Origin of the sequence: Flavobacterium fryxellicola (assembly GCF_900143245.1) — a bacterium.
GTDB classification, from domain to species: domain Bacteria; phylum Bacteroidota; class Bacteroidia; order Flavobacteriales; family Flavobacteriaceae; genus Flavobacterium; species Flavobacterium fryxellicola.
Genome location: NZ_FRDK01000002.1, coordinates 284,201 through 296,682, shown reverse-complemented (window position 1 = coordinate 296,682; position 12,482 = coordinate 284,201). Strand labels below are relative to the sequence as shown.

Sequence of the window (12,482 nt, the reverse complement as noted above, 5' to 3'; positions counted from 1 at the left end):
CCATGAATCTAACAGAACAGGCTGAAGTATTTGTTAAAAAATTATTCAAAGATAGACTTTCTTCGTTATATACCTATCATAATTTAAAACACACAATTGATGTGGTTACCGTTGCTAAAACACTTGCTGATGTAGTAGTTCTTACTCCTTCCGATAGATAAATTTTGATAGTTGCAGCATGAGTTCACCATATTGGGTAAATTACTGATTGCCATAACCCAAAAGGATCCTTAAGGTAATTACTGCCAATAAAATATAAAAATAAAAAAAACACCTGATTATATTGAGAAATCAGGAGATTCAATTCATTCCACCAAAACCGTTATCTGTAAATATCAAATCCCCAATTACAGAGTTGAATTGGGGACTAAATCTTTTTTATAGTGCGTTATTGTATGCTTTTTAGGCTATGATTTCTCTTCTTTATTGAAGTAAACAAGATAATAATACATTTGTTTTTCTTCATCCCAACCTTTTTCTACGTATTTCTCCGCACTTTCTGGATTGATGAAGTCCATTTTAATTTGGATGTGTGTATCTAAATTAATTACGTTTTTGATTGATTTACGGGCATCAGAAACGGCTGCATTGGCAATAGGGAACGAAGTTACATCCTCAATGCTGTATTTTTCTCCTTTGTCTATTTTATAATTTTTAAATTCGGGAATGAGGTCTGGATTATCTAATACTTCGTTTAAAAAATTAGTTTCTTCAAACTGATCGTTTTTAGCAAAATAATTCACTGAACGGTTCATGAACATCACTTCCTCTTTCTTGTCCTCTGCTGGAAAAACAACGTCTTTAGCAAAGTTTTGACAGAATTTTAAATATTTTTTAGTGATGAAGTTCTCGTCTTCAAAAGCATCGACGGACAAGAAATGTTCTAACCAGTATCTCGCATCATATCGATTGCTGTCTACCGTAAGTATTTTATAACCTTCTTCTTTTTTATAGTTAAAGATCAAACAGCCTTTGTCTAATTTATTTAAACTTACACCTTGTTGCAAAATCATTTCTAAGTGTGTTTCTTTTTCTTCAAACTGCAAAAAGTCAGCTTGAATCTCACTTTTGAAAATCCCTATAGCGTCTACTACATTATTATCAATACTGACATTGGTCAAATAAGTAACATAGACCTCTCCGTTTTTGATGTGTGGGTGATTGGATTGCTCAAATAAGTGCGTCGTTATTTTTTTTGAAACCTCATGAATGGAACTTGGATTATCAAAAACTTCCGTTGCATATTTGAACATATCGTTGTAGTCTAAGTCAATTTCATGTGCAAATTGGAAATAATTTTCTTCTTTTTCTCTAAAGGGTTTGAAGAAAAATTCTTTCATCAAAGGCACAATTTCATCATTCAAATTAAAAGGTTGCTCTGATAAAAAAAATGCTTCATTTCTGCTTTTATTACCAACTCTGTGAATTGATAAGTTTTCGATGTGGGTGTTGTATAAGTTGATCATGTTTTTTTATGAGGTTCAAAGGAGCAAAGAGACTAGGAAATTAAGGTTTTAAATTCGCTCTTTTATTTTTCGAGTGAATGAACTTAACATTCTTTCTATTTCTCTGCTTTCTCCGTATATTTTGTTTAATTGAATTTCGTTTGTATATTCTAGATTAAATGATATTTCAAGTTGTGTTTGCATTTCGAATAATGAAGCTATCGCACTATTCAAAAATTTTAAATAATCTTTGTTGCCATCTTTGCCATATCCTTCAGCGATATTACTTGTAATTGATATTGAACTTCTCCTGATTTGCGAAGTTAAACCGTATATTTCTTCTTTTGGAAATGAATTTGTTAACTAGTAGATAGCCTGAACTAAAATCATAGATTTTTACCAAATTAGTAAGTCTTTAAATGTAAGCATACCTATTTATTTTAAAAGCCTGTGAATCTTTGTTACTCTGAATCTGAAAATTAATTCCAGTTTTCCTCAAATCCGTAATCTTCAAAACTATCATCTCCCTCAAACATATCCAGATCGTCTTCGTCTAAACCATCTTCATATTCATTCTGATAATCATCTGCATTATCCGATTCAAAGTTTTTTTCCATGGCTTCATCTGGCATTTCACCATGAGAAAAAATGGTTTCAGGATACGTATTGCCAATAACCTGATCTTCTATTGCAGCTAGTTCTACAAGGAATGTCCACATGTTAATGAAGTCATAAACGTAAAGAATTTTAGTGTTTTGCTTATCTAAAATATCAGATAAGGGGTAATCACTCATGATTTTTTGTTCTCCAAGAACATCACCAGTATCAAAAAGAGAAATCTCTTCTTCCTGGTTCCAAGTTTCATCACAAGTATAAAAAGAAGCCACTTCCATTCCGTCAAAACCAAAAGAATTGAAAATAGCATTGTGTAAATCTTCTAAAGTATCGTCTTCAAGTATTGCAATGTCTCTAAAAACATCTTCTTCCGCGTCTAGAATCACTCTAAATTTATAAACCATAATCTTTGTTTTTATTGAAAGGGTAAAGGTAAAATATAATTTTAGATTTAGATTTCAGATTTTCGATTTGTTGAAAAGATTTTTGCGTATGCGTTGCTGCCTTGGTCATTAATAAAAACGATTTTATACGGAAAGGAGTATAATTTTATTTCCTTTACCAACTTCTAAAGCAGTCTGTCACAGGCCATTTTACTGGTTTGGTTTAGTTTGGAGTAGGCTTGTTATTCTTTTTCGGAACTGATGGTATTTTTTGTGATTAGGATAGTGCCTATTATGAGGAATGTTATTAAAAATTAAAGCAACAGCTAACAAAATAAGTACGCCACTTAAAACAGGGGATAATGCATACCAATAACCTAAATTTTTAATTTCTGTAGAGCCTGTCACCGCTATCAAGGCAGTTGCTCCTCCCGGTGGATGTAGTGTTTTAGTTATTTGCATCAAAACTATGGAAAGCGAAACAGCCAGCGGTGCTGTAATCCAAAGAATATCTGGAAGGAGTTGTTGTACCGTGACTCCTATAATTGCGGAAACTAAGTGGCCGCCAACAAGGTTTCTGGGTTGTGCCAATGGACTTTGAACAACACCATAAATCAAGACACTGGATGCGCCAAATGAACCAATTAAATAAACCACATCTTGATTGGGTAAAGTTTGAGATTGCAAATACGCTATTATTCCAATGCCAATGAAAGAACCTAGAAAGGCCCAAAAATGCTCCTGAAAATCAACCAAAGTTTCTTTGTAGAGAATGTATTTCGTTTTACGATAACTTCTTTTTATTTTGTGAACTCGCATAATTATTTATTGTACAAAACGGGGAGAATAGGAATAAACCGTGAATGGATAAATTGCTTTTGCCGTATATTTTGAGACCAAACAAACGACTAGAATTGGGAAGAACAACGTATAATCATTTGTTAGTCCACAAACCAGAAAGATAGCCGTAAAAGGAGCATGAATGCTAGCGCTCAGAACGGCTGCCATCCCAATGATCATGAAGTTTAATGGGATTATAGCAGCATTAAAATACCTATTCAAAAGTAAAGCAAGTAGCAATCCTAAAAAAGCTCCTATAAAAAGACTTGGAGCAAAAACACCGCCATCGCCTCCTGAAGCTAAGGTAACTGACGCAACAATGGGTTTTAAAACTAAAATCCCCACGAAAGTGACTAGTAATGAAGAAGAAAGTACCATCTCATTTGGATTAGTAAAAAGAGTTTTGATGGCGTGATATCCTTCACCGTAAAGCTGCGGAAATGCAGAAAGGGAAATACTCAGTAGTACGGATCCAATAATAATTTTCCAAAAAGGCTCTTTTATTTTCGAAAATTGGTTTTTAAAAAGTAGAACACAGCGCGTTAAATAAACGGAATTTATTCCTGCTATAATTCCGAGAAGGATGAAGTAAGGAAAAGCTCTTAGATGCCACGTTATTATAGGTACCGCAAACAATGGTTTTTCGTCCAATAAATAGATAAGTCCAAAAGCAATTGAAACGGCCAGGAGGTTTGTTAATAGAAAAGCCCGTGTTACTTTTTTTGAGATTACTTCAAGTGAAAACAAAATACCAGCAATTGGACTGCTAAACAAAGCTGTAACTCCCGCTGCAACTCCTGCACAGATTAATTCTGTTTTGTATTTTTTAAATACATCTTGTTTTCTTTGTGCAACGGAACCAATAGTGGCAGAGGCAACAACTGTTGACACTTCTATTCCGGTTGAGCCTCCAAAAACTACGGTCAGTAAGCCGTTAATGAAATGGGAAGGAATTTTATAACTAGGTAAATTCTTTGAATTGGAATTCGTGCTTTCAAAAACTTCTTTGATTCCTTTATTTTCCTTTTTCTTAAATAAATACTCTCTTAGGAAATAGATGACTGACAAGCCAAAAACAGGGAAAACAGCAAAAAATAGGGGGTGAACAATTGCTTGGTGAAAGAAAATTTCTTCGTAATATTCGGTTGTATTTTTCAAAATCACTCCTAAAAACGAAGCCAAAAAACCGATGAGAACGGAAACAACGATTAATTTTTGAAATTTAATGAACTGATAGTTTTTTTTAATTTTTTTAAAATTGCTCATTTAAAAAGGTAATTTATCTAAGGATTACAAAAATAAATAAAGAAAATCACATTTGGCTGAGAAAAGGGATTGATCTGTTTTCTTTTGCGATTTAGCTATTTTTTTTAGTTTTATGAAAACAAAAACACCTTATTTTTCATAAAACTCTATTGGTAAATCATCTGGATCTGCACTAAATAAAAATCGTTTCCGAGTGTGTTCATCAACCCGAATTACTTCTGCAGTAATACATTGATTCACTAAAAAACCTCGTGTTTTTTGAATGTCATTGACTTCAAAAGCCAAGTGGTGCATTCCAGCCGCTTCGGGAGAGGAAAGACGTTGAGGCGGGCTAGGAAATGAAAACAATTCAATCACATATTCACCATTAAGTGCTAAATCTAGTTTTTATGACTGCCTTTCGGTTCGATAAATTTCCTGAATAATTGTCAGTCCTAATACAGTGGTGTAAAACACTTTAGATTTTTGATGATCAGCACAAATAATGGAAATATGATGCACTTTAATGAGTTGTAGCTTGGGTGTTACTGAAAAAAAGCCCAATCACTGGATTGGGCTTTAGTTACTGTTATTTTGCATCAGAACAGAGTCCAACAATTTCATGGAAAGTATCATGCAAATCCGTAATAGATTTCACTATTGCGGCATCAGAACCATTAGCTTTAACCAGCTTGTGCAGCGCCTTGCTTTTAAGTTGTAATCGTTCTGCTGAAGCTAGAATGGCATTAGTTTTAAATTCTGTTGGAATACTAGATTTCAATAACATGGCCGCTTTGTTCATCATTTCTTCTGAACGGGCTTTTATTGGTGCCAGATTTCCTTCCTCAGCAGGATGAAAAGTTTGTGACATTACTTCGTGAAATTCTTTTATGACAGGCCACTTTTCAAAAGTGGATTGTGCCGAAACAGCGTTTGCGACAAAAACAAGTGCCAAGACTAAAAATACTTTAAGGTGTTTCATTATGATTTGTTTAAGTTTAAATTGATATAACAAAGATAGGAAAATTTAGTTTTCAGTGCCTGTTATTTTATTGAGCATTTTCTCTAAACGTTCAATCTCCGAATCACTTTTGCTGGATTGCCTACCGCTAATGAGTTATCAGGAATGTCTTTTGTAACTACTGAACCAGCACCAATCACGCAGCCTTTTCCAATGGTAATTCCAGGACAAATAACACTGTTTCCGCCAATCCAGCAATCGTCACCAATGGTGATAGGCAAGGCATTTTCAAGTGTTTTGCGCAGTTCTGCGTCCAGCGGATGCGTGGCAGTATACAATTGAACTCCCGGTGCAAAAAAAACATTAGAGCCAATAGTAACTGGCGCGCAGTCTAAAACAACACAGTTTACGTTAAAGTAAACATTCTCTCCGCAATGAATGTTGGAACCATAATCACAAAAAAAAGGAGGTTCGATGTACAAATTTGCACCTGCATTCGGAATCAGTTCTTTGATTATTTCCCGCGCTTTTTTAGTGATCCTGTACTCGGTAACGTTCAGTCTATGGAGCAGGTTTTTAGATCTTCGTCTGTCTTTTACTAAAACTGGATCTCCGGCTAAATAATACGCACCGGCAATCATTTTCTCTTTTTCTGTCTTTAGATCCATAGTTATTTTTTTATTTTTTGGGCATGCCCTCCGCAAAAGCTGCGGTCGGGCTATCCGTTGCAATCTCTCTTGTCTCGTTTTAACAACGAGACAAGAGAGGATTTTCACTGCTATCCCTCATGCAAATCCGGCTGGTAGACCACCATTGTATGTTGTAAATATAATCTATAAATAAATTTATTACAACTCATCCTGTAATTTCAACAGTTCAGTACAGTATAGTTTTTCGTCCTGTGTTTCTAAAATACATTTGCTTTATCAAAAATCCAATAAGATGAAAACCATAATCACACTTAGTCTTTTATTATTTTCGGCACTTCTTTTTGCACAAACAACAATTTCGGGAAAAATACTTGATGAGAAAGGAAAACCAGTTTTTGGTGCTAATGTTTTTATCGAAGGGACATACGATGGAGCTTCAACTACAGAAACCGGTGCATTTAGTTTTACAACTTTGGCAACGGGCAATCCAACTTTGGTCGTCAGTTTCTTGATTTTTGAAACTTCAAAAACAGTAATTGACGTAGCTAATTTCCAAAACAAAACAATCAAACTGCGAGAAAGCGTAACGTCTCTCGATGCAGTTGTCATCACTGCAGGAACATTAGAAGCGGGCGATAAAGCACGAGTTTCTGTCCTAAAACCGTTAGACATAGTAACTACAGCTGGTTCTGCAGGAAATATTATTGCAGCCTTGCAAACGTTGCCGGGAACGCAAACGGTAGGCGAAGATGGTCGCTTGTTTGTGCGTGGTGGCGAAGCCAATGAAACACAAACTTTTGTAGATGGTATTCGGGTTGCGCAACCTTACGGAGCAAGTACAAATAATGTTCCTACTCGCGGTCGATTTTCTCCTTTTTTATTCAGCGGAATATCATTTTCAACTGGGGGTTATTCTGCCGAATATGGTGAAGCGCTTTCCAGTGTTTTACTATTAAATACCCAAGATGCTCCAGACCAAAATAAAACAGAAATTTCCTTTATGACAGTAGGTTTAGGTATTGGGAATACTCAAAAATGGAAAAAAAGTTCCTGGAGCGTCAATGCAAATTACCTGAACTTAGCACCCTATCAGGCGCTGATTCCGCAAAACTTAGATTGGAATAGTCCTTTTCAAAGCTTATCTGGAGAAACGGTGTATCGTTATAACTTCAACAATGGAATTTTGAAAGTGTATGCTGCTTTTGATAATTCAACATTCGATATTAATCAGGAAAATATCAATTCGCCAGAGAAAATTAGAGTGGCCCTAATCAACAATAATTTTTATTTAAATTCGTCTTATAAAGGAGTTTTTGGCAATAATTGGCAAATTACTTCGGGCTTGAGTTATGGCTACAGCAACAACAAAATAAATTTAGAGGCAGATAAAGTACAAAACGCTGAAAATGCGGCCCATTTGAAACTAAAACTGCGGAAAAGTTTTTCGGACCGACTGAAATTATCCTTTGGAGCTGATTATTTTGTAACGCAATTCAATGAGGATTTTAATCAAAATACGGGTTCGATTTTTACGAATGGTTATGATGCTAATATCGCTGCAATGTATACCGAAGCGGATATTTTCTTTTCTAAAAAATGGGCTGCAAAAGTTGGAGTGAGAGCATCCAATAATGATTTACTGAATGAAACGGCAGTTTCACCGCGAATTTCATTTGCTTATAAAATGGCTAAAAACAGTCAGTTTTCCTTTGCTTACGGCGATTTTTCGCAAACTCCAAATGCGGAATACATCAAATATTCCAACAGCAATCAGTTTGAAAGCGAGAAAGCGTCGCATTACATTTTGAATTTTCAGTACAGTAAAAACGGAAAAACCTTTCGTGCAGAAACCTATTATAAAGACTATCGTGATTTGGTCAAATTTGACACGGAAACTGCTGCATTTAATTCCGTTTATGACAATAGCGGTTCCGGTTATGCAAAAGGCCTGGATTTGTTTTGGCGAGACGGAAAATCAATCAAGAATTTAGAATATTGGATTTCCTATTCCTATATCGATACAAAGCGTGATTACAGAAACTTTCCAATGCAAGTCACCCCTAATTTTGTGGCAGATCATAGTGTATCAATCGTTACTAAATACTGGATCAACGACTGGAAATCACAAATAGGTTTTACGAATTCCTATAGTGCTGGTCGGCCATACAACAATCCAAATGAAACAAAATTCATGAATGGAAAAACAAAATCGTATAACAGTTTAAGCTTTAACTGGGCGTATTTATTGAGCCAACAAAAGATTTTGTACTTCTCAGTTTCCAATGTCTTAGGAACTCAAAATGTATTTGGTTATGAATACGCTAACAATCCAGATAATGCAGGTTTTTACAAACGAAAAGAAATCATTCCTACAGCGGATCGGTTTTTCTTTGTAGGCTTCTTTTGGACGATTAGCAACGACAAAAAAGACAATCAATTGAGGAATTTGTAATGGATTTAAGTTGCCTATTTTAACGATTGAAAATTACTTTAAAATAATAAATTTTCAGGGTTTTGACGCGTATCGTATAATCGTAAAATCTCAATTCTAGTATCAGTTTCTCTATAATAAAGTGAATTTTGTTTTGTGATCACACACTTTCTTATTTGTAATTCATTATTGATAACTGGGAATTGCTTAGGGTTTTGTTGGATCAAAGTGATACAAGAATCTAAATGATTAATAAATTTTAAACAAACTGATTTATTCCATTTTGAATCAAGATATTCTAACAGTTTAGCTAGATCTTTATCTGCAAATGATGACCACTTGATAGATTTATGCATACCTTGTTTTGTACTTATCCAAAACTGATTGATGAGCAAGACCATCATTTGAATTCAATTCCTCAATTGCATCTAGTAGTCCTTGTTGTTTCGCTTGTGGCATTGTGTCCCATTCATTGCTAATTTTCTCAGCGTTTATGAAATTTAATAATAGCCCGTAAACTTCCTCTAATTTGGTTTTTTCCAGATTATCGATTTCACGGAATAATTTTAATTTTAATTCAGCAGTACTCATCCTCAAGTGTTTTTATCAAAATTACAAATTAATTTCTAATCAGAATACAACTCATCCATCAAAATTGACAGTTCAGTATTTATAAATTTTAATCCAATGAAAACCGAGATACTTTTGAAGTATAAATAACACAACGTTTCAATCATCAAAAAAAATAACCATTTAAAAACAAGAAATCATGACCAAAATTATCACCACAATCGTATTTTTCATCTGCAGTTTAGTATCCGCTCAGGGGCAATTTGAGCAAGGAATGGGAAAAGCCTTCCAGTTATGGGGCGAAGGAAAAAACACGGAAGCTTCAGATCTATTCGAACGAATTGCAGCTGCCGAAAAAACAAGTTGGTTGCCTAATTATTATGTTGCATTAATAAATACAACTACTGCTTTTAAAACAAAAGACAAAGATCAAATGAATTTATTGCTTTCAAGAGCACAAAAATCACTGGATATAGAAATGGATAAAAATCCAAATAATGCCGAATTATTGGTGATGCAAGCTATGATTCACACTGCTTGGATTGCTTTTGACCCAATGACAAATGGACAAAAATTATCAGGAACCGTGATGGAATTGTATAGAAAAGCGCAGGCAATTGCGCCAGAAAATCCAAGAGTAGTTTTTGGAAAAGCGGAGTTTGAAATTGGTGGAGCGCAATTTTGGGGAACCGATACCAAACCAATGTGCGCTCAAATTGAAAAAGCTATTGGACTTTTTGCTACTTTTAAACCAGAAACACCTTTCTCTCCAAAATGGGGTTTAGAAAGAGCCATCGAAGCACAGAAAAATTGCAAATAAAACCTGAGGTTCTAAACTGGTTTAAACAATATAAACGACATCAAAAAGGATACAAATGAATCTACTATTCCAACAACTACAAAAGGCACTAAAACTAACTCTGGTTGTTTTTGTAGTAATGCAAATTATCAATCTGATTATGGATGGTGAAATCCATTTTGGCAAAAGATTGCTAATCCAGTTTTTCTTTACGGCTTTATATACGCTTACGTTGTATGGCACCAATTCACTGTTTTTTATGAAATTGGATGCTCTCTTTGTTGATCGTTTTTCAAAAATGAGATTATTTGTTGGTTTCGCGGGCTCGGTTGTCTTGTCTTTAATGGTAATTTTTTTATTGCACTTGTTTGAAGAAGTAGTGTATAACAACCAAAGTCTGCAAAAGTTTCTCAAAAACGAAAAACCAGAGAACTATCTTGTACCAATTATTATTACTTTTTTTGTTACTCTAGCAATACATGCCATCTATTTTTATAAAGCGTATAACGAAAACAAAGTTAAAGAACAGAAAATCATTGCAGGAACGGCCAACGCAAAATTTGAAAGTTTAAAAAATCAAATTGATCCTCATTTCCTTTTTAATAGCTTGAATGTGCTGAGTTCCCTGATCGAAGAAAATCCGGAAAATGCACAGCGGTTTACAACCTCGTTGTCTAAAATTTATCGTTATGTTTTAGAACAAAAAGACAAAGAATTAGTGAGTGTTGCTGAGGAGTTGGCTTTCGCCAAAACGTATATGAATTTATTGAAAATGCGTTTTGAAAATAGCTTATTCTATGAATTACCAACAGCAGTTATAAGTACAGAAGCTAAAGTGGTTCCGCTCTCCTTGCAGCTTTTACTAGAGAACACGGTGAAGCATAATGTGGTCAGTGAGCAAAGACCATTGCATATTCGGATTTATGTTGAAGGAGATTATTTGGCCGTTCAAAATGATTATCAAAAGAAAGAAGTTTTGCAGGATCGTCAAGGCGTAGGGTTGCAAAATATCATCAATCGCTATGGGATCATCACTAAAAGGAAAGTGTTAATTTCTCAAAACGAGAATACATTTACTGTAAAAATACCCATTCTGACAAAACAGATTTCGGTTATGGAAACGACAAAAAATTATAGCGAAAACAATGCTTATTTTAGAGCAAAAAAAAGAGTAGAAGAACTAAAAGGATTTTACGGAAACCTGATTTCGTACTGTTGTGTCATTCCTTTTTTGATATTTATAAACCTAACGTATTCGCCACAATTTCAATGGTTTTGGTTTTCTGCCGGTGGATGGGGTTTTGGATTGATCATGCATGGATTGAAAGTTTTTGGATACAGTTCGAATTGGGAAGAAAGGAAAATTCAGGAAATACTGCGAAAAGAGGATCAGAGCCAAAACTGGAATTAATTCTGTAAATAAAAAAATTATGGGAAATACCTATCAAAACGAAGAGCGTTATTTTAAGGCGAAAAAACAAATTGAAGAAATAAAAGGATTTTATGGAAATTTGAGTTCATATATTGTCTTTAATTTAGTATTACTCGTAATCAATCTTGTAACATCTCCTAATCACTTATGGTTTTATTGGCCGTTATTGGGTTGGGGAATTGGAGTAATCATTCATGGGATGAAAGTGTTCAACTACATGCCTTTCCTAGGTAAAGATTGGGAAGAGCAAAAGATTAAAGAGTTGATGGATAAGGAGAGTAAAGGAAATTGGGAATAATTAAAACAAAATCAACATGGAACGCTTAAAAAGACAGTTGCTAAAGGAGAGTGAAATGGGGAATTATAATCCAGATATTCGCTATGATTTGGCTTACAAAAAAGTAAAACGAATGAAAGGATTTTATGTTCATGTAGTAGTGTATGTACTCGTAAATTCTTTTTTACTTATTTTATCGTTTAATAAATCTGAAGTTGGAGTGGAAAATTTTTGGCGTTGGCAAACTTGGAACACAGTATTTTTTTGGGGAATTGGATTAATTGCACATGGAGTATCTGTTTTTGGTGGGCATTTAATTTTTAACAAAGATTGGGAAGAGCGAAAGATTCGAGAATTAATTGAAAAAGACAAAAATATCAAGGAGGAGTAATCCCAAGTACTAATTTTGAAATTAGATTTTTTGAACCAGTAAAGCCTAATTTATTTCATAAAAAGCAAACAAGATGAGAAGTACCTATAAGATGGACTCTGACAGCCATCAACCCGAAGATAAATACGCAGTAGCACGACGGAGAGTGAAAAAATTGAAAGGTTTTTATACTCATTTAATGATTTACGTAGTGGTTAATATTTTAATATTTTTTCTAAATAGCAATGATTTGGCGCCAGAAGAAAGTTATTTTAAAATCGAGAACTTCTTTACTGCATTTTTTTGGGGAATAGGATTACTGGTTCATGGCGTATCTGTTTTTGGAGGAAATATATTTTTTGGAAAAAAATGGGAAGAAAAAAAAATTAAAGAGTTGATGGAGAAAGAAAAAAAAGAGAAATGGGAATAAGAGCAAGTGTTTAATATCTAGTTCTCTAATTTTT

Annotated in this window: 15 protein-coding genes and 2 pseudogenes; 7 read left to right on the top strand and 10 right to left on the bottom strand. The window is 34.3% G+C overall.

Translation table 11 applies throughout. The annotated features are described in order from the left end of the window. The first annotated feature begins 2 nt into the window (after positions 1 to 2). On the top strand, positions 3 to 161 hold the full coding sequence (locus BUA03_RS16630; protein WP_157492193.1) for a hypothetical protein: 159 nt from the start codon (positions 3 to 5) through the stop codon (positions 159 to 161). A 246-nt stretch (positions 162 to 407) separates the two neighbouring features. Here BUA03_RS16630 and BUA03_RS04985 read toward each other — a convergent pair whose 3' ends face one another. From BUA03_RS04985 to BUA03_RS04950, 8 genes and pseudogenes are all read right to left on the bottom strand, one after another. Then, entirely contained in the window at positions 408 to 1,466 is a 1,059-nt protein-coding gene (locus BUA03_RS04985) for a nucleoid-associated protein (protein WP_066078161.1), read from the bottom strand. Between the two features lie 48 nt (positions 1,467 to 1,514). Further along, positions 1,515 to 1,796 (bottom strand): annotated as a pseudogene (locus tag BUA03_RS04980) (four helix bundle protein); the annotation flags it as partial. 128 nt (positions 1,797 to 1,924) lie between these two features. Continuing rightward, a complete protein-coding gene (locus tag BUA03_RS04975; protein ID WP_066078165.1) occupies positions 1,925 to 2,464 on the bottom strand; it encodes an IS1096 element passenger TnpR family protein in 540 nt (179 codons plus the stop codon). Between the two features lie 189 nt (positions 2,465 to 2,653). Beyond that, on the bottom strand, positions 2,654 to 3,262 hold the full coding sequence (locus tag BUA03_RS04970) for an HPP family protein (protein WP_066078168.1): 609 nt from the start codon (positions 3,260 to 3,262) through the stop codon (positions 2,654 to 2,656). Between the two features lie 6 nt (positions 3,263 to 3,268). Further along, entirely contained in the window at positions 3,269 to 4,549 is a 1,281-nt protein-coding gene (locus BUA03_RS04965) for a chloride channel protein (protein WP_066078171.1), read from the bottom strand. A gap of 129 nt (positions 4,550 to 4,678) precedes the next feature. Then, positions 4,679 to 5,056, bottom strand: a pseudogene (gene gloA2, locus BUA03_RS04960) (SMU1112c/YaeR family gloxylase I-like metalloprotein). Positions 5,057 to 5,117: 61 nt separating this feature from the next. Next, positions 5,118 to 5,510 (bottom strand): hypothetical protein, encoded by a 393-nt coding sequence (locus tag BUA03_RS04955; protein WP_066078175.1) that lies wholly within the window; start codon positions 5,508 to 5,510, stop codon positions 5,118 to 5,120. An 83-nt stretch (positions 5,511 to 5,593) separates the two neighbouring features. Beyond that, complete coding sequence (locus BUA03_RS04950; RefSeq protein WP_066078178.1) at positions 5,594 to 6,157, bottom strand: sugar O-acetyltransferase; 564 nt, start codon at positions 6,155 to 6,157, stop codon at positions 5,594 to 5,596. 274 nt (positions 6,158 to 6,431) lie between these two features. On the opposite strand from BUA03_RS04950, the gene BUA03_RS04945 reads away from it, so the two are divergent. Continuing rightward, the gene (locus BUA03_RS04945; protein ID WP_066078180.1) at positions 6,432 to 8,591 is read left to right on the top strand and encodes a TonB-dependent receptor; all 2,160 of its coding nucleotides are present in this window, start codon (positions 6,432 to 6,434) and stop codon (positions 8,589 to 8,591) included. A 38-nt stretch (positions 8,592 to 8,629) separates the two neighbouring features. On the opposite strand, the gene BUA03_RS17165 is transcribed toward BUA03_RS04945, so the two are convergent. Both BUA03_RS17165 and BUA03_RS04935 read right to left on the bottom strand, forming a co-directional pair. Continuing rightward, on the bottom strand, positions 8,630 to 8,926 hold the full coding sequence (locus BUA03_RS17165) for a type II toxin-antitoxin system RelE/ParE family toxin (protein ID WP_066078183.1): 297 nt from the start codon (positions 8,924 to 8,926) through the stop codon (positions 8,630 to 8,632). After that, complete coding sequence (locus BUA03_RS04935) at positions 8,919 to 9,161, bottom strand: hypothetical protein (protein WP_066078186.1); 243 nt, start codon at positions 9,159 to 9,161, stop codon at positions 8,919 to 8,921. The genes BUA03_RS17165 and BUA03_RS04935 overlap by 8 nt, the downstream gene beginning before the upstream one ends. Positions 9,162 to 9,339: 178 nt before the next feature. Here BUA03_RS04935 and BUA03_RS04930 point away from each other — a divergent pair, with 178 nt between their 5' ends. From BUA03_RS04930 to BUA03_RS04910, 5 genes are all read left to right on the top strand, one after another. Next, entirely contained in the window at positions 9,340 to 9,960 is a 621-nt protein-coding gene (locus BUA03_RS04930) for a tetratricopeptide repeat protein (protein WP_066078189.1), read from the top strand. A 55-nt stretch (positions 9,961 to 10,015) separates the two neighbouring features. Next, positions 10,016 to 11,350, top strand: a complete 1,335-nt coding sequence (locus BUA03_RS04925; RefSeq protein WP_066078192.1) for a histidine kinase — start codon at positions 10,016 to 10,018, stop codon at positions 11,348 to 11,350. 19 nt (positions 11,351 to 11,369) lie between these two features. Next, on the top strand, positions 11,370 to 11,669 hold the full coding sequence (locus BUA03_RS04920; RefSeq protein ID WP_066078194.1) for a 2TM domain-containing protein: 300 nt from the start codon (positions 11,370 to 11,372) through the stop codon (positions 11,667 to 11,669). A 16-nt stretch (positions 11,670 to 11,685) separates the two neighbouring features. Then, on the top strand, positions 11,686 to 12,039 hold the full coding sequence (locus BUA03_RS04915; protein WP_066078198.1) for a 2TM domain-containing protein: 354 nt from the start codon (positions 11,686 to 11,688) through the stop codon (positions 12,037 to 12,039). A gap of 73 nt (positions 12,040 to 12,112) precedes the next feature. Continuing rightward, positions 12,113 to 12,448: a 2TM domain-containing protein gene (locus tag BUA03_RS04910; protein WP_245792561.1), complete on the top strand. Its 336-nt coding sequence runs from the start codon at positions 12,113 to 12,115 to the stop codon at positions 12,446 to 12,448. Positions 12,449 to 12,482: the final 34 nt, after the last annotated feature.